21 protein-coding genes are annotated in these 19,998 nt (G+C 61.7%); 18 read left to right on the forward strand and 3 right to left on the reverse strand.

The window, feature by feature from the left end:
• Positions 1-91 precede the first annotated feature (91 nt).
• From NLX68_RS23365 to NLX68_RS23385, 5 genes are all read left to right on the forward strand, one after another.
• Positions 92-478: a CidA/LrgA family protein gene (locus NLX68_RS23365; protein ID WP_010223530.1), complete on the forward strand. Its 387-nt coding sequence runs from the start codon at positions 92-94 to the stop codon at positions 476-478.
• On the forward strand, positions 468-1,154 hold the full coding sequence (locus NLX68_RS23370; protein WP_254286021.1) for an LrgB family protein: 687 nt from the start codon (positions 468-470) through the stop codon (positions 1,152-1,154). The genes NLX68_RS23365 and NLX68_RS23370 overlap by 11 nt, the downstream gene beginning before the upstream one ends.
• 187 nt (positions 1,155-1,341) lie before the next feature.
• Positions 1,342-2,247, forward strand: coding sequence for an alpha/beta fold hydrolase (locus NLX68_RS23375; RefSeq protein ID WP_254286022.1), 906 nt, complete (start codon positions 1,342-1,344; stop codon positions 2,245-2,247).
• 123 nt (positions 2,248-2,370) lie between these two features.
• Entirely contained in the window at positions 2,371-3,285 is a 915-nt protein-coding gene (locus NLX68_RS23380; protein ID WP_254286023.1) for an SDR family oxidoreductase, read from the forward strand.
• A gap of 75 nt (positions 3,286-3,360) precedes the next feature.
• Positions 3,361-3,714 carry a superinfection exclusion B family protein gene (locus tag NLX68_RS23385; RefSeq protein WP_254286024.1) on the forward strand — a complete coding sequence of 118 codons (354 nt, stop codon included), beginning with the start codon at positions 3,361-3,363 and terminating at the stop codon, positions 3,712-3,714.
• Positions 3,715-4,023: 309 nt separating this feature from the next.
• Here NLX68_RS23385 and NLX68_RS23390 read toward each other — a convergent pair whose 3' ends face one another.
• On the reverse strand, positions 4,024-4,815 hold the full coding sequence (locus NLX68_RS23390) for an IclR family transcriptional regulator (RefSeq protein WP_254286025.1): 792 nt from the start codon (positions 4,813-4,815) through the stop codon (positions 4,024-4,026).
• 174 nt (positions 4,816-4,989) lie between these two features.
• On the opposite strand from NLX68_RS23390, the gene hmgA reads away from it, so the two are divergent.
• The 4 genes from hmgA to NLX68_RS23410 are packed head-to-tail and all read left to right on the forward strand — an operon-like array spanning position 4,990 to position 9,669.
• Positions 4,990-6,291: a homogentisate 1,2-dioxygenase gene (hmgA, locus tag NLX68_RS23395; protein ID WP_254286026.1), complete on the forward strand. Its 1,302-nt coding sequence runs from the start codon at positions 4,990-4,992 to the stop codon at positions 6,289-6,291.
• 3 nt (positions 6,292-6,294) lie between these two features.
• Positions 6,295-7,587, forward strand: a complete 1,293-nt coding sequence (gene fahA, locus NLX68_RS23400) for a fumarylacetoacetase (RefSeq protein WP_254286027.1) — start codon at positions 6,295-6,297, stop codon at positions 7,585-7,587.
• 12 nt (positions 7,588-7,599) lie between these two features.
• The gene (gene maiA / locus NLX68_RS23405) at positions 7,600-8,226 is read left to right on the forward strand and encodes a maleylacetoacetate isomerase (RefSeq protein WP_254286028.1); all 627 of its coding nucleotides are present in this window, start codon (positions 7,600-7,602) and stop codon (positions 8,224-8,226) included.
• 48 nt (positions 8,227-8,274) lie between these two features.
• Positions 8,275-9,669 (forward strand): aromatic acid/H+ symport family MFS transporter, encoded by a 1,395-nt coding sequence (locus NLX68_RS23410; RefSeq protein ID WP_254286029.1) that lies wholly within the window; start codon positions 8,275-8,277, stop codon positions 9,667-9,669.
• Here the strand turns inward: NLX68_RS23410 and NLX68_RS23415 are convergent.
• A complete protein-coding gene (locus tag NLX68_RS23415; RefSeq protein WP_254286030.1) occupies positions 9,590-10,396 on the reverse strand; it encodes a SirB1 family protein in 807 nt (268 codons plus the stop codon). The genes NLX68_RS23410 and NLX68_RS23415 overlap by 80 nt on opposite strands.
• Before the next feature lie 125 nt (positions 10,397-10,521).
• Here NLX68_RS23415 and NLX68_RS23420 point away from each other — a divergent pair, with 125 nt between their 5' ends.
• Positions 10,522-11,541 (forward strand): Glu/Leu/Phe/Val dehydrogenase dimerization domain-containing protein, encoded by a 1,020-nt coding sequence (locus NLX68_RS23420; protein ID WP_010223519.1) that lies wholly within the window; start codon positions 10,522-10,524, stop codon positions 11,539-11,541.
• A gap of 6 nt (positions 11,542-11,547) precedes the next feature.
• On the opposite strand, the gene NLX68_RS23425 is transcribed toward NLX68_RS23420, so the two are convergent.
• Positions 11,548-11,811 (reverse strand): YebG family protein, encoded by a 264-nt coding sequence (locus NLX68_RS23425; protein WP_254286031.1) that lies wholly within the window; start codon positions 11,809-11,811, stop codon positions 11,548-11,550.
• A gap of 226 nt (positions 11,812-12,037) precedes the next feature.
• Between NLX68_RS23425 and NLX68_RS23430 the strand changes: the two genes are divergently transcribed.
• The 8 genes from NLX68_RS23430 (at position 12,038) to NLX68_RS23465 (ending at position 19,971) form a co-directional block, all read left to right on the forward strand.
• Positions 12,038-12,544, forward strand: a complete 507-nt coding sequence (locus NLX68_RS23430) for a disulfide bond formation protein B (RefSeq protein ID WP_254286032.1) — start codon at positions 12,038-12,040, stop codon at positions 12,542-12,544.
• 563 nt (positions 12,545-13,107) lie between these two features.
• Positions 13,108-14,052 carry a ubiquinol oxidase subunit II gene (gene cyoA / locus NLX68_RS23435; protein WP_115088674.1) on the forward strand — a complete coding sequence of 315 codons (945 nt, stop codon included), beginning with the start codon at positions 13,108-13,110 and terminating at the stop codon, positions 14,050-14,052.
• Positions 14,053-14,055: 3 nt separating this feature from the next.
• On the forward strand, positions 14,056-16,074 hold the full coding sequence (cyoB, locus tag NLX68_RS23440; protein WP_254286033.1) for a cytochrome o ubiquinol oxidase subunit I: 2,019 nt from the start codon (positions 14,056-14,058) through the stop codon (positions 16,072-16,074).
• A gap of 3 nt (positions 16,075-16,077) precedes the next feature.
• Positions 16,078-16,707: a cytochrome o ubiquinol oxidase subunit III gene (locus NLX68_RS23445; RefSeq protein WP_026001353.1), complete on the forward strand. Its 630-nt coding sequence runs from the start codon at positions 16,078-16,080 to the stop codon at positions 16,705-16,707.
• Positions 16,708-17,040 carry a cytochrome o ubiquinol oxidase subunit IV gene (gene cyoD / locus NLX68_RS23450; RefSeq protein ID WP_045188206.1) on the forward strand — a complete coding sequence of 111 codons (333 nt, stop codon included), beginning with the start codon at positions 16,708-16,710 and terminating at the stop codon, positions 17,038-17,040. It abuts the gene before it with no gap.
• An 11-nt stretch (positions 17,041-17,051) separates the two neighbouring features.
• The gene (gene cyoE, locus NLX68_RS23455; RefSeq protein ID WP_254286034.1) at positions 17,052-17,939 is read left to right on the forward strand and encodes a heme o synthase; all 888 of its coding nucleotides are present in this window, start codon (positions 17,052-17,054) and stop codon (positions 17,937-17,939) included.
• Between the two features lie 332 nt (positions 17,940-18,271).
• Entirely contained in the window at positions 18,272-19,267 is a 996-nt protein-coding gene (locus NLX68_RS23460; RefSeq protein ID WP_254286035.1) for an isocyanide synthase family protein, read from the forward strand.
• On the forward strand, positions 19,267-19,971 hold the full coding sequence (locus NLX68_RS23465) for an HAD family hydrolase (RefSeq protein ID WP_254286036.1): 705 nt from the start codon (positions 19,267-19,269) through the stop codon (positions 19,969-19,971). The genes NLX68_RS23460 and NLX68_RS23465 overlap by 1 nt, the downstream gene beginning before the upstream one ends.
• Positions 19,972-19,998 lie beyond the last annotated feature (27 nt).

Below are 19,998 nucleotides of genomic sequence, written 5' to 3' on the forward strand. Positions count from 1 at the left end.
CAATTCCAATCTGGAATAGCTGGCAGTCTAACAATTCGCTTTTGGCGTGGGGAGCGGGCTTTTAAAATGAAGGCCTGAGAGGACCCCCGCGATGAAACCCCCTGCGTTTAACCGATTTGTCCGCCTGCTCGCCGAGCTGGCGGTGTTGCTGGCTCTTTATAAGGTCGGTGGTGTGCTGGCCGCCTGGTTGGCCTGGCCGATTCCAGGCGGGGTCATTGGCCTGGCCCTGCTGTTGCTGCTGTTCGCTGCCGGCGTGCTCAAGCCGGCCATGTTGCAGCTGGGTGCCGGGGTACTGATGGCCGAGATGCTGTTGTTTTTCATTCCGGCGCTGATGAGCCTGCTCGATTATGGCAGCCTGTTGCGCGATGAAGGCTGGCGGATCTTGCTGGTGATCGGCGTGAGTACCTTGCTGGTAATGGTGGTTACGGCGGTAACGGTGGAGTGGGTCTGCCGCTGGAGGCTGCGCCATGACGCTTGAGCCGATGCCGCTGTTCTGGCTGCTCATCACCCTGTTGGCCTATCTGGGCAGCCGCTGGTTGTACCGGCGCACCGGGCGCTACCTGCTGTCGCCATTGATTCTGGTGCCGGCAGTGCTGTTGGCGATTGCCGTGCCGTTGCATACCGCCTACGCCGAGTATGCGCGTAATACCCATTGGCTGATGACGGTGCTGGGCCCGGTGACCGTGGCCTTTGCCGTGCCGATCTGGCAACAGCGCGCTTTGCTCGCCCGCCACTGGCCGGCCCTGACTCTGGGTATGCTGGTGGGCAGCGCAGCGTCGATCGGCAGCTCCTGGGGCCTGGCGCACCTGCTGGCACTGGACAGCTCGGTCAGTCTGTCGCTGGTGCCGCGCTCGATCACCACGCCCTTTGCCATGCCGCTGGCCAAGGACCTGGGCGGTGTGCCGGAGCTCACCGCCGTATTCGTGATGTTTACCGGAGTGTTGGGGGCGATGTTGGGTGGCGTGCTGCTCAAGTACCTGCCGCTGCGCACGCCATTGGCCCGTGGCGCGCTGTTTGGTGTCGGTGCTCACGGAGCGGGCGTCAGCCGCGCCCATGAAGTGGGTGGCGAGGAGGGCTCGGTGGCCGGCCTGGTCATGGTCCTGACCGGTCTGCTCAACCTGTTTGCCGCGCCGTTGCTGACCTTGCTGCTGTGATTCACCACGCTATTTTACGCGCTGACTCCCACGGTCAATAAGCTGGCTGCCAACGCAACTCTCGGGTAGGGCCTGCCTGACTAGACTGTTGAGTCAGTAGAGCACACGAATGTGCCGAGGTGATTGCAATGATCGCAGCCGATGCCTTGCCCAACACGACCCGCTACAACCTACCGGGACCACTGTGATGCCTTTGGCCGAGATTCCATTGTGCGTCTGGCGGACCCAGGGCCTGAGTTTCTCGTTCCGTGGCCTGGCCATCCGCTACTGGAGCGCAGGGCAGGGCGAACCGCTCCTGCTCATCCATGGCTTTCCCACCGCCAGCTGGGACTGGCATTACCTGTGGGCACCCCTGACCCAGCGTTTTCGGGTGATTGCCTGTGACATGCTCGGCTTTGGCGATTCGGCCAAGCCGCTGTCTCACGACTACAGCCTGCTGGAGCAGGCCGACTTGCAGCAGGCGCTGCTGGCGCACCTGCAGGTCGAGCAGCCGGTGCATTTGCTCGGGCATGACTATGGCGGCAGCGTCGCCCAGGAATTGCTCGCCCGCCATCATGAGGGCCGTGCGCAAATCGCCAGTTGCGTATTCCTCAATGGCGGCCTGTTTCCCGAGCGTCATCGGCCGCTACTGATCCAGAAACTGCTGCTCAGCCGCCTGGGTTGGTTGGTGGCGCGCTCGTTCGGGCGAGACGACCTGGTGCGCAACGTGACCCAGATCTACGGACCCTGCACCCATCCCAGTGAAAGCGCACTGGACGACTACTGGAGCCTTGTCGCTTCCAACCGTGGTACACGAATCCTGCACAAGCTGATCACTTACCTGCCTGAACGGGTTGTCCATCGTGAGCGCTGGGTCGGGGCGTTGCAGGCCGAAGGTGTGCCGCTGCGGCTGATCAACGGCGCGGTCGATCCGATTTCCGGCGCGCACATGGTTGAGCGCTACCAGGAGCTGGTGCCCAACGCCGACACCGTAATGCTCCAGGGCATCGGCCACTATCCGCATACCGAAGCACCGGTACAGGTGCTGCGCCATTACCTGGCGTTTCGCGAGCAACCCCTGGTGAATATGCCGCAGAAGGTCGCCTGGTCCTGAGCGGCCAGGTGTGCGCAATTATCGCCCGGCCTTATCGCCTGCCATTCAGCGTCTGCCCGCTTGATTGTGTGCCAGCCAGTGCTGGCCGACACTCGGGCATCCCTCCCTTGTTCTGCTGGAGAAATGAGCATGACGATTCGCTTGGACGATAAAGTGGTGATTGTCACCGGAGCCGGCGGCGGCCTGGGCCGCGCCCATGCCCTGCTGTTCGCCCGGCATGGCGCCAGGGTGGTGGTCAACGACCTGGGCGGCTCGACCCATGGCGAAGGCGCCAGCGTCTCGGCCGCCGACCGGGTGGTGGCGCAGATTCGCGAAGCCGGCGGCACTGCGCTGGCCAACCATGACTCGGTCACCGATGGCCAGCGCATTGTCGAACAGGCCCTGGACAGCTTCGGTCGGGTCGATGTGGTGATCAACAACGCCGGTATCCTGCGTGACAAGACCTTCCACAAGATGGAGGACAGTGACTGGGAGCAGGTTTACCAGGTGCACCTCGAAGGTGCCTACAAGGTCACCCGCGCCGCCTGGCCGCACTTGCGCGAGCAGAACTGGGGACGGGTGATCTTCACTGCCTCGACCTCGGGGATCTATGGCAACTTCGGCCAGGCCAACTATGGTGCGGCCAAGCTCGGCCTGTATGGACTGACCCGCACCCTGGCCATCGAAGGGCGCAAGCACGGCATCCTGGTCAACGCCATTGCCCCCACCGGCGGCACACGCATGACCGAAGGGCTGATTCCGCCGCAGGTGTTCGAACAGCTCAAGCCGGAACTGGTCAGCCCGCTGGTGGTGTACCTGGGCAGTGACGATTGCCAGGACAGTGGCGGCCTCTACGAAGTGGGCGGTGGCTGGGTCGGCAAGGTGCGCTGGGAGCGCAGCCTGGGCGTCGGTTTTGACCCGCGCAAGGGCTTTTCAGCGGAAGAGATCGCCGCCAACTGGCAGCAAATCGGCAGTTTCGATAACGCCGTGCACCCCAAGGACAGCCTCGAAGCCTTGCAGCAGATAATGGCCAACCTGCAGAAATACCCCCAAGGCTGAACCGGCCACAAGGTTGTGGTCGTCGGCTGAAGTTGCCTATGCTGGGCGGCCACCCTGGTTGCAGGAGCACAGTGGATGTACGAATCCAGAACGGACGCTGTCATCTCTACTCGACAGTTTGGCTACCGCCTGATGTGGCACGGCTTCGCGGCCTGCCTGTTGCTGATTGGCTCGATTCTGTTTGGTGTGGTCGGGCATCTGTATTTCGAGCCGCATGTGCCTTGGCATGATGCGCTGTTCAATGCCACCTTGCTGCTCGGCGGAGTGGGGCCGGTAATCCTCCCCGAGTCCATCGGTGGCAAGTTGTTCTTCGCCGGTTACGGGCTTTATGTGGGATTGGTGTTCGTCGCCAGCATCGGCTTGATCCTGGCGCCCATCGCTCACCGATTGTTGCACCGATTTCACTTTGACGACGCCGATGGCGACTGAATCGCGGGCATAAAAAAGGCCGCTGCAGTGCAGCGGCCAAGTAAGACGCAGATCAAGGAGCTTCAAAATCAACGTCGGTGAACCTGGGCTTACAGGTCGCGGGGGCGGGGTGTTCACGCCGCAAAGGCCCGGAATAGACAGCTGGCTTGGGACGTTGCCTGCTGCTGTGTAAGTGCGTTCAGGATAGGCCGCTGATCGGTGAGGAAAAATAGCCGATTGTGACATTCACTGTTACAACTCTAGTAACAGTGCCCGGTGGTCAGATTAAGCGCTGGCTTGATAAAAGACTGTGATCGTGTGTAAACAAGTTTATCCCGCAGGCGCTTCCTCATACCCCATACGCCAACTGATCAGCTTCGCCGCAGCCAACAGTCGTTGCGCTGCCGGCCCCTGCTCGTCGGCATGGAAGATGGAGGTCGGGCCGACCACGGTCAGCACCGCGGCAATCTTGCCGACCGCGTTGAACACCGGCGCCGACAGTGCATCGACGCCCGGCATCAGCAGGCCATGGACATGGTGCAGGCCGCGCTGGCGGATCGTGGCGAACAAGGCTTCGTAGTCGCTGAAGCGGTGTCCAGAAGTGGCCAGCTCCTGCTCGCGCAGTTCGATGGTTTCACGCTCTGGCAGGTAGGCGCCGAACACCAGGCCCGTCGAGGAGGTGAGCAAGGGCAATACCGAACCGATCTGGGTGACAACGGTGACCGCGCGTACCGCCGGCTCGATATTGACCACGGTTGCGCCCTGGTTGCCCCATACGGCAATGAAGCAGCTTTCGTTAAGCTCATCGCGCAGTTGCGACAGCGGCAGCGCCGCCTCTTTCAATACGTCCATCCCGCCCAGCGCGGCCAGGCCCACGCGCAAGGCTTCGCGGCCCAGGCCGTAGTGGTTGGTGGCCGGGTTCTGCTCGGCAAAACCGCTGGCAATCAGCGCCTGCAGGTAACGGTGGACCTTGCTCGCCGGCATGTCCACATGCTCGGCCAGGCGCGACAGCGAGGTGGACGGCGACAATTGCGCCAGGGCCTTGAGGATGTCGGTACCGACCTCGGCCGAGCGGACCTTCTGTTTGCCGGAGCTGTCGGCGGGGGAGCTGGCTTTGGCCATGGTGGAGTCGATCCGGGGAGTTCAGTGGGCGTCTTTATAGCTTGACGGTCTTCGTCAATCAAATTACGTTATGCGTAATGTGATTACGATAAAAATAACGCAGAAGCGCTGCCACCCCCTTCAAGGCCTGCAGCCAACTGCCATTGACCGGCCTGCACTGGGCCCGGAGGCTCGATGAACCTCGATAACACCCCTGTCCTCGGCTACCAGGGCGGCTTCGGCAACGAATTCGCCAGCGAAGCCTTGCCTGGCGCCCTGCCTGTCGGGCAGAACTCGCCGCAAAAAGCCCCGTACGGCCTGTATGCCGAACTGTTTTCCGGTACCGCCTTCACCATGGCCCGCAGCGAGTTGCGCCGCACCTGGATGTACCGCATTCGCCCTTCGGCCCTGCACCCGCGCTTCGAACGCCTGGAGCGTCAACTGGCCGGTGGTCCGCTGGGCCCGGTGACGCCTAATCGCCTGCGCTGGAGCCCACAGCCCATCCCGAGCGACGCGACCGACTTCATTGACGGCTGGGTGGCCATGGCGGCCAACTCGGCGGGTGAAAAACCGGCGGGCATCAGCATCTATACCTATTGCGCCAACCGCTCCATGGAACGGGTGTTCTTCAACGCCGACGGCGAACTGCTGCTGGTGCCGGAGCAGGGCCGCCTGCGCATCGTCACCGAGCTGGGCGTGCTGGACGTCGAGCCGCTGGAGATCGCGGTACTGCCCCGTGGCCTGAAGTTCCGCGTCGAACTGCTCGACGCCCAGGCCCGTGGCTATCTGGCCGAAAACCATGGTGCGCCGCTGCGCATCCCGGACCTGGGGCCGATCGGCAGCAACGGCCTGGCCAACCCGCGCGATTTTCTGGCGCCGGTGGCCCATTACGAAGAAATCGACGGCCCGGTGCAGTTGGTGCAGAAATTCCTCGGTGAGTTGTGGGGCTGCCAACTCAACCACTCGCCACTGGACGTGGTCGCCTGGCACGGCAACAACGTGCCGTACAAATATGACCTGCGCCGCTTCAACACCATCGGCACGGTCAGCTTCGACCACCCGGACCCTTCGATCTTTACCGTGCTGACCTCGCCGACCAGCGTGCCAGGCATGGCCAACCTCGACTTCGTGATTTTCCCGCCGCGCTGGATGGTGGCCGAGAACACCTTCCGTCCGCCGTGGTTCCACCGCAACCTGATGAACGAGTTCATGGGCCTGATCAAGGGCGAGTACGACGCCAAGGCCGAAGGCTTCCTGCCCGGCGGCGCCTCGTTGCACAGCTGCATGAGCGCCCATGGCCCGGATGCCGAGACCTGCAGCAAGGCCATTGCCGTCGAGCTGGCACCGAACAAGATCGACAACACCATGGCCTTCATGTTCGAGACCAGCCAGGTGCTGCGCCCGAGCCGTCATGCGCTCGAATGCCCGCAATTGCAGGCCGACTACGATAGTTGCTGGGCCTCGTTGCCGAGCACCTTTACCCCGAATCGGAGATAACCCATGAATCAGTCCGCCCTTGCCCGCAGTTGGGTCGAACACGCCAACGGCCACGGCGACTTCCCGCTGCAGAACCTGCCTCTGGGCATCTTCAGCCGCAAGGACCAGGCGCCGCGCTGTGGCGTGGCCATCGGTGAGGCCATTCTCGACCTGGAAGCCGTGCTGGCTGCCGGTCTGTTCGACGGCCCGGCACGCGCTGCGGTTGAAGCCACCCGCGGCGGTGCGCTGAACGCTTTCTTCGCCCTCGGCCGTAGTGCGCGCGTCGCCCTGCGTGAACGCCTGCTGGAGTTGCTCGGCGAGCACAGCGAGCACCAGGCCGCGCTCAAGCCGCTGCTGTATCCGGCCAGCGAGTGCCAACTGCACCTGCCGGCGCGTATCGGCGACTACACCGACTTCTATGTCGGCATCGAACACGCCAAGAATGTCGGCAAGTTGTTCCGCCCCGATAACCCGCTGCTGCCCAACTACAAGCACGTGCCGATCGGCTACCACGGCCGCGCGTCGACCATTCGCCCGTCCGGTACCGACGTGCGCCGGCCAAAAGGCCAGACCCTGCCCGCCGGCCAGAGCGAACCGAGCTTCGGCCCGTGCGCGCGCCTGGATTACGAGCTGGAGCTGGGCATCTGGATCGGTCAGGGCAACGACATGGGCGATTCGATCCCGGTCGCCGAAGCCGCTGAACACATCGCCGGCTTCTGCCTGCTCAACGACTGGTCGGCACGCGATATCCAGGCCTGGGAATACCAGCCGTTGGGCCCGTTCCTGTCCAAGAGCTTCATCTCGACCATTTCTCCGTGGGTGGTCACCGCCGAAGCCCTGGAACCGTTCCGCTGCGCCCAGCCGGCGCGCCCGGAAGGCGATCCGCAGCCACTGCCGTACCTGCTCGACACGCGCGACCAGGCCAACGGCGCCTTCGATATCGAGCTGGAAGTGCTGCTGCTGACCGAGCGCATGCGCGAGCAGAAGCTGCCGGCCCATCGCCTGACCCTGAGCAACACCCTGAGCATGTACTGGACCGTGGCGCAGATGGTTGCCCACCACAGCGTCAACGGTTGCCAGCTGCAACCGGGCGACCTGTTCGGTTCCGGCACCCTGTCCGGTGCCCAGCCGGGCCAGTTCGGCAGCCTGCTGGAAATCACCCAGGGCGGTAAGGAGCCGGTCGAACTGGCGTCGGGCGAGGTGCGCAAGTTCCTCGAAGACGGTGACGAGATCATCCTGCGCGCCCGTTGCAAGCGCGATGGCGTGGCCTCGATCGGCTTCGGCGAATGCCGCGGCAAGATCCTTGCGGCTCACTGAGAGGGCAGGGCCATGGAACTCTTTACCTACTACCGCTCGACCTCGTCCTACCGGGTGCGGATTGCCCTGGCGCTCAAGCAGCTGGAGGTCGGGCAACTGCCGGTCAACCTGCTCAAGGGCGAGCAGCGCGAGGCGCACTTCCTGGCCCTCAACCCGCAAGGGCGGGTGCCGGCGCTGAAGGTCGACTCCGGTGAGGTGCTGGTGCAGTCGCCAGCGATCATCGAATACCTGGAAGAGGTTTATCCACAGCCGGCGCTGCTGCCGCAAGATCCGCTTCGGCGGGCCCAGGCCCGTGGTGTTGCGGCGTTGATCGGCTGCGATATTCATCCGCTGCACAACGTCAGTGTGCTTAACCAGTTGCGTGGCCTGGGCCACGATGACGCCCAGGTCAACCAGTGGATCGGCCACTGGATCAGCCAGGGCCTTGCTGCTGTCGAGCAGTTGATCGGCGATGAAGGCTTCTGCTTTGGCGACGAGCCGGGGCTGGCTGATGTCTACCTGATTCCGCAACTGTATGCCGCCGAACGCTTCAACATCGACCTCAGTGGCTTCCCGCGCATTCGCCGGGTCGCCGCGCTGGCCGAGCAACATGCGGCGTTCGCCCAGGCTCATCCGTCGAGGCAGCCCGATACGCCATAAACCCCGCTGCCCGCACCTGATACCCATAACAATAAAAGGTACCTTGCGATGCACAATCAGATTGCCAGCTTTCGCACGGCGCTGGATGCCCGGCCCGTGTCGCGTTATCAGTGGTTATTGCTGTTGTTACTCGCCTTATTGCTGGTTACCGATGGTTATGATGCTCAGGTGCTGGGCTATGTGATTCCTTCTCTGGCCCAGGACTGGGGCCTGGAGAAGGCCGCATTCGGGCCGGTATTCAGCGCCAACCTGCTGGGCCTGACCCTCGGTTCGCTGGCGGTGACGCCGCTGGCGGATCGTTTTGGCGTGCGTCGGGTGCTGCTGTGCTGTGTATTGCTGTACTCCAGCCTGACCGTGCTGATGGTGTTCGCCAACTCCCTCAACAGCCTGATGCTGGCGCGTTTTGTGTGTGGCATCGGTATGGGCGGGGCGATGCCCAGTGCCATGGCGCTGATGTCCGAATATGCGCCGCCGCGCTTGCGTACCCTGATGGTCACGCTGGCCGCTTGTGGTTTCTCGCTGGGGGGCGCTGCGGGCGGTTTCGTCGCTGCCGGGTTTATCGACAGCTTCGGCTGGCAGGCAGTGTTCCTCGCCGGCGGTATTGCGCCGCTGCTGTTGTTTCCGTTCCTGGCCTTGTACCTGCCCGAATCCTTGCCACGCTTGCTGCGTGATGCGCCGCCCTATGCGCGCCTGCTCAAGGTCACGGCGAAGATGCTCCCGGGCTGGCAGCCGCCTGCAGCCAGTGCGCAGGCCATGGCAGACAACCAGAACAAGCTCACCGTCGTGGCGCTGTTTCGTGATGGCTACGCCAGGTCGACCCTGTTGATCTGGTCGACCTTCTTCGTCAGCCTGATCCTTTTGTACTTCATGATCAGTTGGCTGCCCTCGCTGCTGCTTGAAAGCGGTCTGGCCCTGAATCAGGCCAACCTGGTGACCTCGATGTTCCTGTTTGCCGGCACCCTGGGTGCGGTGTTCATGGCCTGGTTCGCCGACCGCCTCAAGCGCAAGGTGCGCCTGCTCAGCGCCGTGCTGCTGGCGGCGGCGGTGTTTACCGTGCTGGTCGGCCTGAACCACAGCAACCCGCGCTGGCTGGTGGTCTGCGTGTTCGCCGCCGGTTTCTGCATCATCGGCGGGCAACTGACGCTCAACGCCTTTACCAGCAACTTCTATCCAGCCCAGGTGCGCGCCACCGGCACGGGGTGGGCGCTGGGGGTGGGGCGCTTTGGCTCGATCCTCGGGCCGCTGTTCGGCAGCCTGCTGTTGGCCATGCACCTGCCGGTCGAGCAGATATTCTTCTTCTGCGCGATTCCGGCGGTGCTGGCAGCGTTGTTGATCATTCAGGTGCGCAGCCCGGCCGAGGCGGTCAATGCACCGATGGCGACGGCGGTGGCAAATGACTCAGGCGTTCCGTCAGGCGCAAGCGCTGGATTGGATCGTCACTGAGCAGCAGGGCGTGCTCCAGGTCGAAGCGTTCGGCCTGGGGGCATTCCAGGTGCTGATACAGGGTGGCGCGTGCCATGTAGTCGGCAGCCGTGCCCGGGCCCAGCTGCAACACCCGTTCGGCATCCTTCAGGGCTTCGAGGTAGTCATCGTGGCTGGCGTGCAACTGGCGCAGGTTGCGTGACAGGCGCTGGAGCATCTGCATAGGGCTGGCGGTCAGCAGGTGGTCGGCGCTCAGGGCCAGTTGCGGGCCGAACTGACGGCCCAGCAGTTCGCGGCAATCGGCCGGGTACAGGCGCCGCCCGCCACAAGGATCGAGCAGGTGATCGGCGCCCGGCACCCGCAAGAGGAAATGCCCGGGGAAGTTCACGCCCTCAAGGGGGATCGACAGGCCACGGGCCATTTCCAGAGTCAGCAGGGCCAGGGCCAATGGTTGACCGCGGCGACGCTGCATGACTTTGTCGAGCAGCGCCGACTGGGGCCGCAGGGGGTGGTACTCCTCCTGCTGGAAACCCAGGGCGTTGAGGCGGCGCAACAAGGGTTGGGCCAGTTCGCTGAGCGGCAGCATCGGCAGCCCGGCGCTGACCTCCTGCTGCAATGCCTGAACCTCGGCCAGGACCTGCGCCGGCACCACGCTCTCATCGTGCTCGGCAGCAATCCACAGTGCCGCTTCCAGCAAGGCGACCGGGTCACGTTCAAGGCAAGCCAGGCAGGCGCTACGTGGGTTCATGACAATCTCCGCTCAAGCTTCTGTTGTAGCGCTGGCGCGGCTTTTCGTCCAGTGGTCCGAGTGTTGTCATCAGGCGTGAAAGCGCGACCTATACTGGGATCAGCACCTCATCGAGGAGCCCGTTGATGTTCGCTCTCATGCAAAGCACCCGCACGCAGTCGCTGCACCTGTGCATCGATCCGCCGACCGGCCTCAAAGCAGTGGTCGCCATTCATAGCGAACACCTGGGCCCGGCCATGGGAGGTTGCCGCTACCTGGCTTACCCGGATGACGACAGCGCCATGATCGACGCCATCCGCCTGGCCCAGGGCATGAGTTACAAGGCCGCGCTGGCAGGGTTGCCGTTGGGCGGGGGCAAGGCGGTGATCATTCGCAACCCCCATGTGGAAAACCGTGCAGCCTTGTTCGAGGCGTTCGGGCGCTTTGTCGATACCCTGCAGGGGCGCTTCATTACTGCCGTGGACAGCGGCACCTCGACCCTGGACATGGACTGCATCGCCCAGACTACCCAGCACGTCACCAGCACCACCGCTGCCGGCGACCCCTCGCCGCATGCGGCCATGGGTGTGTTCGCCGGCATTCGCGCTACCTCGATGGCACGCCTGGGCAGCGATAACCTCGAAGGTTTGCGTATTGCCGTGCAGGGCCTGGGCAATGTCGGTTATGCGCTGGCTGAGCAGTTGCATGCAGCGGGTGCCGAGTTGCTGGTCAGTGATCATGACCCAGGGCGGGTGCAACTGGCCATTGAGCAGTTCAATGCCCGGCCGGTGGCCAACGAGATGTTGATCAGCACGCCCTGCGACATCTTTGCCCCGTGCGGGATAGGGCCGGTGCTCACGGGGCAGAGCGTGATGCAGTTGCGCTGTGCGGCGGTGGCGGGGGCGGCCAACAACCAGTTGACCACCTTGCAGGTGGCCGATCAGCTGGAAAGCCGCGGCATCCTTTATGCCCCGGATTACGTGATCAATGCCGGCGGGTTGATCTACGTGGCGCTCAGGCACCGTGGCGAGGACCTGAGCACCATTACCGCGCACCTGGCGCGTATCCCCTTGCGCCTGACCGAAGTCTTCGCCCACGCCCAGGCCGAGAAGCGCTCGCCGGCGCGGGTGGCGCAGATGCTGGCCGAGCAGTTGATCTACAACTGAAGACGGTTACTCGGCGGCGCTGTCGTTGAGCAACTCGGACAGGGCGTCGGGCTGGCTCTTGAAGGCCTTGGCGAACACATCACGGTTTTTCGCCATATAGATACCGGCATCCTCGACCTGCTGTTCGCTCAGCGAAGGCACGGCTTTCTTCAGGACCTCGGCCAACAGCTCGGCCAGCTCGAGCATCTTGTCGTGACGGTCTGCTTCGGCTTTATCCATGAACAAGCGCTCCAGGTCGCGGCTGCTGCGGTATACCACTTCGACGGCCATTCATCACCTCACATGCCTTTGGTAATCGATGTATTCGATACTGTTTATTTGTACAGTATTAATGATAGGGTAATCCACAGGACTAAGATAGTGGCAAATCAGTATTCTGCTCTTCGCTTCTCTCCACGAAGGCCTGGCGCGGCACTTTTGCCGCTCTCTATGGTCTGCTTCAGCGTGTAGAATTGCGCATCGGCAGTCGAGCCATCCAGTCTACGAAGGAACAGCAATGAACGAGCAAACATCGCGCCTGAATCGGGAACGGCGCTTTCTGGTACTGCTGGGGGTGATCTGTCTGGCCCTGATCGGCGGGGCGCTGTACATGCAGATCGTCCTCGGCGAGGCGCCATGCCCGCTGTGTATCCTGCAACGCTATGCCTTGCTGCTCATTGCGCTGTTCGCCTTCATCGGTGCGGCCATGCCCGGCAAACGCAGCCTGACCGTGCTCGAAGGCCTGGTGGTGCTCAGCGCCATCGGCGGTATCGCCGCTGCCGGTAATCATGTCTACATCCTGGCCAATCCAGCGGTCAGTTGCGGCATCGATACCCTGCAACCGATCGTCGACGGCCTGCCGCTGGCGTCGGTGCTGCCACTGGTGTTCCAGGTCGATGGTTTCTGCTCCACGCCGTACCCGCCGGTCATGGGCCTGTCCCTGGCGCAATGGGCCCTGGTGGCCTTTATCCTGACCGCCGTTCTGGTGCCCCTGGGCATCTACCGCAATCGCCGTCAGGCTTAGACAAAAGTCATGTATTGACGCAAGTCCATTGCGCAATGAGATTTGCAAAGTTTGTCGCACCAGACTTGATCCTGATCAAGTTCCAGCCCTTGTAAAACGGGCGTTCCAGGGGTAGTGGAAGGGGTGCGACAAACTGTCGCGAAACTGATTTTTTAGGCGTTATTGTTACGTAATCGGTAAAGGACTGTTGCTCAATAAGTCATAGTCAACGATTGGTTACCTATCTACAATCGCCCCCAATTTCCGTTCGGCACCGCTTGCGAGTCGCAGGATTAAAGGAGCCCAGGCTCTTTTCGCTGACTCTGACGAGCATCGCCTGCGGCGATGCCGGGCTGACCCCCCTCCGTGATTTCCCGCACCAAATGGAATTGGTCTGAAGACAGGCCTGTTGCCTACTGAAGTCAAAACAATAAACACCGTAATACCCGGTTTATGCCGAGCCGCCGCAGCTGGCCTCAAGGCATGACCGTATTCGATCCCATAAATGCTGACGCTTGGCAGGACGAAGTGTTGGCGACCAAAACACAAATTGCATTGAAGCAAGCTGCTCTAGAGGTCGTGAGATGAGTAAAAAGCGTTACCCCAGACTGTTTGGCATTCTGCCCTTTTTAGGCATGCTTTTACTCAGTGGGTGCAACTGGACCCTGCTCGACCCGAAGGGCCAGGTCGGCATTGAGCAAAAGAACCTTATCCTGATCGCTACCGGCTTGATGTTGCTGGTGGTGATTCCTGTCATTTTCATGACCCTGGCGTTTGCCTGGAAGTATCGCGCTTCCAACAAGGCAGCCACCTACACCCCGGACTGGTCGCACTCGACCAAGATCGAAGTGGCGGTCTGGACCATCCCGGTTCTGATCATCATTGCCCTGGGTTATGTGACCTACAAGACCACCCATGAGCTGGACCCGTATCGTCCGCTGGTTTCCGACGTGAAGCCGGTGCAGATCGACGTGGTCGCCCTGGACTGGAAATGGCTGTTCATCTACCCGGAACAAGGCATTGCCACGGTCAACAAGATCGTCTTCCCGGCCAATACCCCGGTCAACTTCCGCGTGACCTCGGATTCGGTGATGAACTCCTTCTTCATCCCGGGCCTGGGCGGGCAGATCTACGCGATGGCTGGCATGACCACCAAGCTGCACCTGATCGCCAACGAGAACGGTGAGTTCGACGGTATCTCCGCCAACTACAGCGGTGCTGGTTTCACCGGTATGAAGTTCAAGGCAACCGCCACCTCCCAGGCTGATTTCGAAGCATGGGTGAACGAAGTCAAGCAATCGCCTAAACAGCTGGATGCGGCTGAATACGCGGCATTGGCCAAAACGAGCGAAAACAATCCAGTCGCGCTGTACAGCGTGGCCTCGCCTGAGCAGTTCCAGTCCATCGTCGACAAGTACGAAGGCATGAACCGCGGTCGGCCGGTCCACGAAAAAGAGCAGAGCAAAGCAGCGGCCGGTACCGAAGGGTTGGACGTGACTATGCATTCGGCTGCTGGGGCAGAGGAGTAAGAGATGTTCGGTAAACTAAGTCTGGATGCGATTCCGTATCACGAGCCGATAGTCATGGTGACCATTGCCATGATTGCGCTCGGCGGTCTCGCGTTGTTCGGTGCAATCACCTATTTCAAAAAATGGACCTACCTGTGGTCCGAGTGGCTGACTTCGGTCGACCACAAGAAGATCGGGGTGATGTACATCATCGTCGCGATGATCATGCTGCTGCGCGGCTTTGCCGACGCCATCATGATGCGCACGCAGCTGGCCATGGCCACCGGCGGCTCCGAGGGCTACCTGCCTCCCGAACACTATGACCAGATCTTCACCGCTCACGGTGTGATCATGATCATCTTCATGGCAATGCCATTCTTCACCGGCCTGATGAACCTGGCCCTGCCTCTGCAGATCGGTGCGCGTGACGTTGCCTTCCCGTTCCTCAACTCCCTGAGCTTCTGGCTGCTGGTGTCCGGCGTCGTGCTGGTCAACGTCTCGCTGGGTGTTGGTGAGTTCGCCAAGACCGGCTGGGTCGCTTATCCACCGCTGGCGGGTATCCAGTACAGCCCAGGCGTGGGTGTCGACTACTACATCTGGGCGCTACAGCTATCGGGCCTCGGTACGACGCTAACGGGTGTCAACTTCCTCGCCACCGTGCTGAAAATGCGCGCCCCTGGCATGAAGCTGATGGACATGCCGATCTTCACCTGGACCTGCACCTGGGCCAACGTGCTGATCGTCGCTTCGTTCCCGATCCTGACCGCTGCACTGGCTCTGCTGACGCTTGACCGTTACATGGATTTCCACATTTTCACCAACGAACTTGGTGGCAATCCGATGATGTACGTCAACCTGTTCTGGGCCTGGGGTCACCCTGAGGTTTACATCCTGATCCTGCCGGCCTTCGGTGTGTTCTCGGAAGTCACCTCGACCTTCGCCGGCAAACGCCTGTTCGGCCACAAGTCGATGATCTACGCTTCGGGCGCGATCGCGGTACTGGGCTTTGCGGTATGGCTGCACCACTTCTTCACCATGGGTTCGGGCGCCAGCGTCAACACCTTCTTCGGTCTGGCGACCATGCTGATCTCGATTCCGACCGGGGTGAAGCTGTTCAACTGGCTGTTCACGATCTACCAGGGCCGTCTGCGCTTCACCGCGCCGGTGCTGTGGACCCTGGGCTTCATGGTGACCTTCTCGATCGGTGGTATGACCGGCGTACTGCTGGCTGTTCCAGGTGCTGACTTCGTTCTGCACAACAGCCTGTTCGTAATCGCTCACTTCCACAACGTGATCATCGGTGGTGCGGTATTCGGCTACATTGCCGGCTTCGCCTTCTGGTTCCCGAAAGCCTTCGGTTTCACCCTGAACGAGAAGTGGGGCAAAGCTGCCTTCTGGTTCTGGATCTCCGGTTTCTACGTGGCCTTCATGCCACTGTACGCACTGGGCTTCATGGGTATGACCCGTCGTCTGAACCACTCCGACAACCCACTGTGGGAACCCTACCTGTACGTAGCCGTGTTCGGCGCCGTGCTGATCCTGTTCGGTATCGCTTGCCAGCTGATCCAGCTGTACGTCTCGATCCGCGACCGCAAGGACAACATGGACGTGACCGGCGACCCATGGGGCGGCCGTACCCTGGAATGGTCGACTTCGTCGCCACCGCCGTTCTACAACTTCGCCAGCATGCCTGAGAACGTTGATCTGGATGCATGGCACGAAACCAAGCAAGCCGGTAAGGCTTACAAGGTTCCAGCCAAGTACGAAGCGATCCACATGCCGAACAACACCTCCACCGGTGTGTTCATGGGTGCGTTGCTCACCGTATTCGGTTTCGCCTTCATCTGGCACATCTGGTGGTTGGTTGCTGCCAGCCTGGTCGGCACCATCGCTGTCTTCGTTGCTCACGCTGCGCGTGACGACCAGGGCTACATGGTTCCTGCAGAGGAAGTGGCGCGTATCGAAGGCGAGCGCATGAAGGCCCTGGGCCTGGCTACCGGTTCGCCGGATGGCGCACGTGTCAAATCGTTTGAACGGGTTTAATCAATGTCCAGTCATGTAATCAATGCAGACACGCATGCTCATGGTCACGACCATGGGCATGACGACCACCACCACGACTCGGGCCAGATGACCGTATTCGGTTTCTGGCTGTACCTGATGACCGACTGCATCCTGTTTGCGTCGCTCTTCGCCACCTACGCGGTGCTGTCCGGCAGTTTTGCCGGCGGCCCGTCGGGTCACGACATTTTCCAGCTGGACTTTGTCGCGGTCGAAACCGCACTGCTGCTGTTCTCGAGTATCACCTTCGGCTTCGCCATGTTGCAGATGTTCAAAGGCAACAAGGGCGGCGTGCTGGGCTGGTTGGCTGTCACCTTCCTGTTCGGTGCCGGCTTCATCGCGATGGAAGTCTATGAGTTCCATCACCTGATCGCCGAGGGCTTCGGCCCGCAGCGCAGTGGCTTCCTGTCGGCGTTCTTCGCGCTGGTCGGCACCCACGGTCTGCACGTGACCGCAGGTCTGATCTGGATGGCGGTAATGATGTACCAGATCAACAAGCACGGTATCACCGGTACCGCCAAGACCCGCATGAGCTGCCTGAGTCTGTTCTGGCACTTCCTGGACGTGGTCTGGATCTGCGTGTTCACCGTTGTGTATCTGCTGGGGGTTCTGTAAATGGCTAACGCACATAACAGCCACGCCGAGGGCAACCACGGTAGCGTCAAGTCCTACGTGATCGGTTTCATCCTGTCGGTGATCCTGACCGCGATTCCGTTCGGCCTGGTGATGTTCCCAAGCATGCCGAAGGACATCACGATCATGGTCGTGGTGGCCCTGGCGGTCATTCAGGTGGTGGTACACCTGGTGTACTTCCTGCACATGGACCGTTCCGCCGAGCAGCGCTCCAACGTGTCGACCTTCCTGTTTACAGCGATGGTCATTGCATTGTTGGTCGGCCTGTCGCTGTGGATCATGTTCAGCATCCACACCAGCATGATGGCGAAGTGAGGTAAGACGACATGTCCGTTAAGCACTTTATCCAAATCACCAAACCGGGGATCATTTTCGGTAACGTGCTTTCTGTGGCAGGCGGTTTCTTCCTTGCCGCGCAAGGGCATGTCGACTTCATGCTGTTCCTGGCCACGGTGATTGGCACTTCGCTGGTGGTGGCGTCCGGTTGCGTGTTCAACAACTGCATCGACCGTGACATCGACATCAAGATGGAGCGCACCAAGAACCGTGCGATGGTCCAGGGCCAGATCTCGCTGAACGTCGCGCTGGCCTACGCCACCCTGCTCGGGGTGGCCGGCCTTGGCCTGCTGTATGTGCAGGCCAATGCCCTGGCAGCGTTGTTCGGCCTGATCGGTTTTGTCATCTACGTCGGCTTCTACAGCCTGTACCTCAAGCGCAAATCGGTGCACGGCACCCTGGTGGGCAGCCTGTCCGGTGCCATGCCTCCGGTGATCGGCTACTGCGCGGTGAGCAACAGCTTCGACCTGGCTGCACTGACCCTGCTGGTGATGTTCAGCCTGTGGCAAATGCCGCATTCCTACGCCATTGCGATCTTCCGCTTCAACGACTACCTGGCCGCATCGATTCCGGTGCTGCCGGTCAAGCGTGGGATCCTGGTGGCCAAGAAGCACATCCTCTGGTACATCGTGGCGTTCCTGGTAGCGACCCTGATGCTGACCCTGGGCGGCTACGCGGGCATGAGCTACATGGCCGTTGCCGCCGCCATGGGCATGTACTGGCTGTACATGGCCTGGACCGGCTACAAGGCAGTGGACGATCGCCTGTGGGCACGTAAGCTGTTCGTGTTCTCGATCTTCACCATCACTGCCCTGAGCGTGATGATGTCGCTGGACACCAAGGTGCCGGCCGAGCTGTTGCTGACTTACGCGCACTGATTCATCCGCGTGTAACAAAAACGCCCCAGGCTGCAGAGCCTGGGGCGTTTTTGTTTGTGCCCCAGGCCTCATCGCTGGCAAGCCAGCTCCCACAGGGGCAGTACCAGGTCTGAGAGCACCGCCAAACCTGTGGGAGCGGGACTTGCCCGCGATCGAGCGCGCAGCGCTGGTAGTCCAGTCACCTCATGAGGTGCTGGCTGCACCGTTGATAACGACCGAATCTGCTGTTGACAAGTACCCGGGGTTTGCCGGATTTTAGCGCGGCGCGGGTAAGGAGTATCTGCGTATGGCCAGAGGATGCTGGCTGTGATTGACCACACAAGGGATTGTCCATGACCGAGCCAAACGCCGTTGCTCAACGGGCGTGCATCGCGCTGCTGCGCGAACGCCATACCTCTGCGCACCTCGATACCGCCTTGCAGGTGCTCGACTGCCTGTTCCGCCGCCGCAGCCTGGCACCGGGCCAGGACGACGAGTTGTCGGCTGAAGTGCTCGAGCCGCATCTGGATAAAGTCCTGAGCGCGATCGAGGCCGGCCAGCGCATCGAAATGGTCCTGCCAGCCTTCCCGGGCAAGTCGCCGAACCGGCAGAAAACCCTCAGCCACCTGCCGGACCTTGCCGAGCGTCACGCCATCGACGAACTGCAGCACCTGTGCGCTGAAATCCAGGCGCTGTATGCACCGGGCGCGTTGATTCACATCTGTTCCGACGGCTACGTGTTTTCCGACCTGGTGCGTGTGCCCGATGCCCACGTCAAGGCTTACACCGACGAAATCCAGCGTTACGCCGAGCAGCATTATCCGCACAGCTTCGCCTTGTTCGATCTCAAGGATGCCTACCCGCAACTGGGCTGCCTGGACTCCATGCGCGAGGAGCTGATGATCGAGTACGGCCAGTCGCTGATCGCACTGGGCCAGCGCTTTCAGGACGAGCCGCACATGATGCTGATGTACTGCGGCATTCACCGTTTTCTGTCCGAGGATTACTCGGGGCTTGCCGAGTTCGCCGGCATGAGCCTCAACGCCGTGAAGAAGATCGCCAAGCCGGCGTCGCAACGGGTGATCCAGCGCAGCGAAGCCTGGAGCGCGCTGTTGCAGGCGCGCTACCCACAGTGCCTGCGGTTGTCGATTCACCCGCAGTTGGCTGTGTCACAGAAGATCGGCATCCGCCTGGTGCCCACCAGCGACCTGTGGCGTACGCCCTGGCACTCGGTAGCGATCAAGCGCCGCGGGGTGGTGATGCTCGACAAGCGCAGCAATATCGACGAGCGCTACAGCCGCCTGGTGTTCCGCCAGGGCCGCCCCTGCCACTACGCCAGTGCGCAATGATGCTTCCAGCATTGACGGCAGATGCCGTGATTTTCGACCTCGACGGTACCTTGGTCGACACCTTGCCGGACATCGTCTGGTGCCTGAACCGGGTGCTGCAGGATCAGGGCTATCAGCCGTTGCCACGGGAGACCATTAGCGCCTATGTCGGCGGTGGAACCGGGGCGATGCTCGAGCGTGTCGCCGCGCGCCTGGGCATTGCCGATGACAAGGCCCTGCATGCGCATTACATCGCCTGCTACCAGCAGCACCTGGTGCAGTTCTCGCGACCGTTCGAGGGCGTGCTGGAAATGCTCGAGGGCTGCCGCCAATTGCAATTGCCGATGGCCATCGTCACCAACAAGGCCCACGACATGGCATTGCAGGTGGCTGGGCAGCTGTTCCCCTCAAACACCTTCGAAATCGTTCTTGGCCAGCGCCGTGGCCACCCGCTCAAACCCCAGCCGGACGCTGCCCTGGAAGCGGCCCGGCATCTGGCGGTGGAACCCTCCCGCTGCCTGTTCGTCGGCGATACCGTCATCGACCTGATGACCGCACGCGCAGCCGGCATGCACGCCGCTGGCGTGACCTGGGGTTACGGTCGGGCCTATGCCTTGCAAGCACAGACGGCGGACCTGTACTGCGATCAACCGGCAGACCTGCTGCATGCCGTGCAGCGGGCCAACCCAACCTGCGTGGCTGGCGCTATTGCCAGCCCGCTCTGATACACCACCTCTCAAGGAAGAAAGGTC

The organism is Pseudomonas sp. SBB6 (genome assembly GCF_024213215.1).
Lineage (GTDB): Bacteria > Pseudomonadota > Gammaproteobacteria > Pseudomonadales > Pseudomonadaceae > Aquipseudomonas > Aquipseudomonas donghuensis.

Excerpts from the sequence above, each read along its gene's own strand:
- NLX68_RS23365 (WP_010223530.1), top strand. The coding sequence starts at position 92 with ATGAAACCCCCTGCGTTTAACCGATTTGTCCGCCTGCTCGCCGAGCTG.
- NLX68_RS23370 (WP_254286021.1), top strand. The coding sequence starts at position 468 with ATGACGCTTGAGCCGATGCCGCTGTTCTGGCTGCTCATCACCCTGTTG.
- NLX68_RS23375 (WP_254286022.1), top strand. The coding sequence starts at position 1,342 with ATGCCTTTGGCCGAGATTCCATTGTGCGTCTGGCGGACCCAGGGCCTG.
- NLX68_RS23380 (WP_254286023.1), top strand. The coding sequence starts at position 2,371 with ATGAGCATGACGATTCGCTTGGACGATAAAGTGGTGATTGTCACCGGA.
- NLX68_RS23385 (WP_254286024.1), top strand. The coding sequence starts at position 3,361 with ATGTACGAATCCAGAACGGACGCTGTCATCTCTACTCGACAGTTTGGC.
- NLX68_RS23390 (WP_254286025.1), bottom strand. The coding sequence starts at position 4,815 with ATGGCCAAAGCCAGCTCCCCCGCCGACAGCTCCGGCAAACAGAAGGTC.
- hmgA (WP_254286026.1), top strand. The coding sequence starts at position 4,990 with ATGAACCTCGATAACACCCCTGTCCTCGGCTACCAGGGCGGCTTCGGC.
- fahA (WP_254286027.1), top strand. The coding sequence starts at position 6,295 with ATGAATCAGTCCGCCCTTGCCCGCAGTTGGGTCGAACACGCCAACGGC.
- maiA (WP_254286028.1), top strand. The coding sequence starts at position 7,600 with ATGGAACTCTTTACCTACTACCGCTCGACCTCGTCCTACCGGGTGCGG.
- NLX68_RS23410 (WP_254286029.1), top strand. The coding sequence starts at position 8,275 with ATGCACAATCAGATTGCCAGCTTTCGCACGGCGCTGGATGCCCGGCCC.
- NLX68_RS23415 (WP_254286030.1), bottom strand. The coding sequence starts at position 10,396 with ATGAACCCACGTAGCGCCTGCCTGGCTTGCCTTGAACGTGACCCGGTC.
- NLX68_RS23420 (WP_010223519.1), top strand. The coding sequence starts at position 10,522 with ATGTTCGCTCTCATGCAAAGCACCCGCACGCAGTCGCTGCACCTGTGC.
- NLX68_RS23425 (WP_254286031.1), bottom strand. The coding sequence starts at position 11,811 with ATGGCCGTCGAAGTGGTATACCGCAGCAGCCGCGACCTGGAGCGCTTG.
- NLX68_RS23430 (WP_254286032.1), top strand. The coding sequence starts at position 12,038 with ATGAACGAGCAAACATCGCGCCTGAATCGGGAACGGCGCTTTCTGGTA.
- cyoA (WP_115088674.1), top strand. The coding sequence starts at position 13,108 with ATGAGTAAAAAGCGTTACCCCAGACTGTTTGGCATTCTGCCCTTTTTA.
- cyoB (WP_254286033.1), top strand. The coding sequence starts at position 14,056 with ATGTTCGGTAAACTAAGTCTGGATGCGATTCCGTATCACGAGCCGATA.
- NLX68_RS23445 (WP_026001353.1), top strand. The coding sequence starts at position 16,078 with ATGTCCAGTCATGTAATCAATGCAGACACGCATGCTCATGGTCACGAC.
- cyoD (WP_045188206.1), top strand. The coding sequence starts at position 16,708 with ATGGCTAACGCACATAACAGCCACGCCGAGGGCAACCACGGTAGCGTC.
- cyoE (WP_254286034.1), top strand. The coding sequence starts at position 17,052 with ATGTCCGTTAAGCACTTTATCCAAATCACCAAACCGGGGATCATTTTC.
- NLX68_RS23460 (WP_254286035.1), top strand. The coding sequence starts at position 18,272 with ATGACCGAGCCAAACGCCGTTGCTCAACGGGCGTGCATCGCGCTGCTG.
- NLX68_RS23465 (WP_254286036.1), top strand. The coding sequence starts at position 19,267 with ATGCTTCCAGCATTGACGGCAGATGCCGTGATTTTCGACCTCGACGGT.